Here is a 3,056-nt window from a genome sequence, read left to right on the forward strand (position 1 = left end):
ACCACCCCCCGCACCAACACCGAACGCACCCTCGCTTCGGTGTGGGGCGACATCCTCGGTATCGAGACCATCGGCATCCACGACAACTTCTTCGAGCTCGGCGGCGACTCGATCATCAGTATCCAGATGATCGCCAGGGCGAAGAAGTTCGGCCTGCACCTCACCCCTCGCCTGATCTTCAAGCATCAGACCATCGCCGAGATCGCGGTCCACGCCGGCGCGACCACTCCGGTCGACGCGGAGCAGGGCCGCGTGGTGGGTGACGTGCCTCTGACGCCGATCCAGCACTGGTTCTTCGAGAAGGAACTGCCGGCCTTCGACCACTTCAACCAGGCCGAGCTGCTGGCCACCGATGCTTTGGACCCCGATGTTCTCCGGCTGGCGCTCGCTGACCTGATCGAGCATCACGACGCCTTGCGTCTGCGGTGCGAAAGCGGTGAGGACGGCTGGCGACAGTATCTGGACGAGTCGGTGGACACCGGAATCCTCGACGTCCATGACCTGTCCGATGTCTCCGACAGCGACCTCGGCGCGGTGTCGCTCGGTATCGCGGAGGAGACGCAGCAGGGCCTCGACCTGGCAAAGGGACCGCTGATGCGGTGCGCCCTGCTGGAGCTGGGAGCGGCGCGGGGGCAGCGGTTGCTCATCGCCGTACACCACTTGGCGGTCGACGGGGTCTCCTGGCGGATCCTCCTGGAGGACCTGGGGAGTTGCTACGAGCAGCGCGCCGTCGGCGGGGCACCACGTCTCCCCGCGAAGACGACATCCTTCCGGGCCTGGGCGGAACGGCTGCGCGGGTTCGCGACGTCGGACGCGGCAGATGCCGAGTTCGCGTACTGGGCGGAGGCGAAGCCCGGCGGGCGGGTGCCGCGCGACCGGGACGGACGGAACGACCTGGGCTCGGCGTCCACCGTCGCTGTGGCCCTCACCCCTGAGGAGACGCGCGCCCTGCTGCGGGACGTGCCCCGCGCCTTCAACACGCGGATCAACGACGCGCTCCTCACCGCTCTCGCCCACGCGCTGAGAGACTGGACCGGTGACGACGAGACGCTGATCGGTCTGGAGGGGCACGGCCGCGAGGATCTCTTCCCCGACGTGGACGTGTCGCGAACCGTCGGGTGGTTCACGTCCGTGTTCCCCGTCGCGCTGCGGCTGGCGCCCGGCGCCGAACCGCTCGCTTCGCTCGACTCCGTCAAGGAGCAGTTGGGCCGGATCCCGAACAACGGCGTCGGCTACGGCATTCTGCGCTACCTCGGGGCGCCCGAGGTGGCGTCCGTTCTGGGCGAACAGCCGGTCCCTGAGGTCAACTTCAATTACCTGGGACAGTTCGCCCGGGACCTTCCGGGCATCGGGCAGTACGCCCCTGCGAACGAGCCCAAGGGACACTCGATCAGCCCTGACGGCATGCGCTGGAACGTCCTCGACGTGACCGCGGCCGTCGAGGGCGACACGTTCGGGGTGTACATCGGCTATTCGGCCGCGCTGCACGACCGGCAGACCGTCGAGCGACTGGGTGACGGAATGATCAACCACCTGCGCGGGCTGATCGCCGGCAGCGCCGAAGGCCGCGCCGACTCCCGGACCACCCCGGGCATCCCCCTCACCGACGTCGGTGACACCGACATGGCCGCGATCCTGAAGAGGTTCTCGATATGAGCACGCACAACGTGGAAGACGTCTACGGGCTCTCGCCCATGCAGTTCGGGATGCTCTTCCACTCACTGGAGGACACGTCCGACACCCGGCCGTACATGGTGCAGATGACGGAAGAGGTCGAAGGGGCCTTCGACGACGCGCTGTTCGCACAGGCGTGGCAGCAACTCGTCGACCGGCACTCGATCCTGCGCAGCGCGTTCGTGTGGGAGGGCGTGTCGGAACCCGTGCAGGTGGTGCAGCGCAAGGCCCCCGTTCCGTTCGCGGTGCGGGACCTGCGCGGCCTGCCCGACCAGGAACAGCGGCTGGATGCCTTCCTGGCGGAGGACTGGGAGCGCGGCTTCGACCTTTCCCGGGCGCCGCTGGTGCGGGTGACTGTGCTGCGGACGGCGGAGGAACGGCGTTTCGTCGTGTGGTCGTTCCACCACATCCTGCTGGACGGATGGAGCGTGCAGATCCTCCAGAAGGAGTTGTTCGCCCTCTACCGCAGGCTGCTCGACGGTACACCGGCCGCGCTGCCGCCGACCGTGCCGTACCGTCGCTACATCGAGTGGCTCAATGCCCAACGGGGCGATGCCTCGGCGGACTTCTGGACGAACTATCTGGCGGGGATCACCGAACCGACCGACCTGCACGTGGACCGGGACACCGGGGACACAGGTGTCGGGGAGTTCGAGGTGCACGCCTCCCCCGACCTGTTCGCGCAGGCTCGCGACTACGCCAGGTCCCAGCGGATCACGATGAACACTCTGGTGCAGGGGCTGTGGTCGATCCTGCTCTCCCGGTACAGCCGCCGCGACGAGGTACTGTTCGGCTCGACCATCTCGGGCCGCTCGATCGCACTGCCGGGCGTGGACTCGATGATGGGGTTGTTCATCAACACGCTTCCGGTGCGAGGCCGGCTCACGGGTGAGCTGGGGGTCTCGGACTGGCTGCGGGATCTTCAGGACGAGCAGTTGGAGATGCGGCAGTGGGAGTACTGCCACCTGGTCGATGTACAGAAGAACAGCAGCATCCCCCGGGGGGAGCCGCTGTTCCGGTCCATCCTGGTCTTCGAGAACTACCCGGTGGTCCAGAAGCCGTCGGACTTCCCCGAGGGGCTGACCCGGCGCCTCGTCAACTGCGTGGAGCGCACGGGCTATCCGCTCACGCTGGTCGCGTCGGCGGGGCGTGCCCTGGAGTTCCGGTTCGTGTACGACCGGAACCGGTTCGACGCGGCGACGATCGAGCGGATGGCCGGCCACCTCCGGACCCTGCTGGAGTCCGTCGTAGCAGCTCCCGAAGGGCGTATCGGCGAACTGAACATGCTGACGGCGCGGGAGCGGCAGGAGATCCTGGTCGACTGGAACGGGAGCACCGGCCCTTACCCCGACACGGCGACCATCCACTCACTCGTCGAGGAC

Annotated in this window: 2 protein-coding genes; both read left to right on the top strand. The window is 67.6% G+C overall.

Going from position 1 to position 3,056, the window contains the following annotated elements:
- Nucleotides 1-1,656: condensation domain-containing protein (locus tag IEZ15_RS43570; RefSeq protein ID WP_229846594.1), on the top strand; the 1,656-nt coding region annotated here is incomplete at its 5' end.
- On the top strand, nt 1,653-3,056 hold a 1,404-nt coding region (locus IEZ15_RS43575; RefSeq protein WP_229846595.1), incomplete at its 3' end, for a condensation domain-containing protein. The genes IEZ15_RS43570 and IEZ15_RS43575, both read left to right, overlap by 4 nt.

It is taken from the genome of Streptomyces atratus (assembly GCF_014648655.1).
GTDB lineage: Bacteria > Actinomycetota > Actinomycetes > Streptomycetales > Streptomycetaceae > Streptomyces > Streptomyces atratus.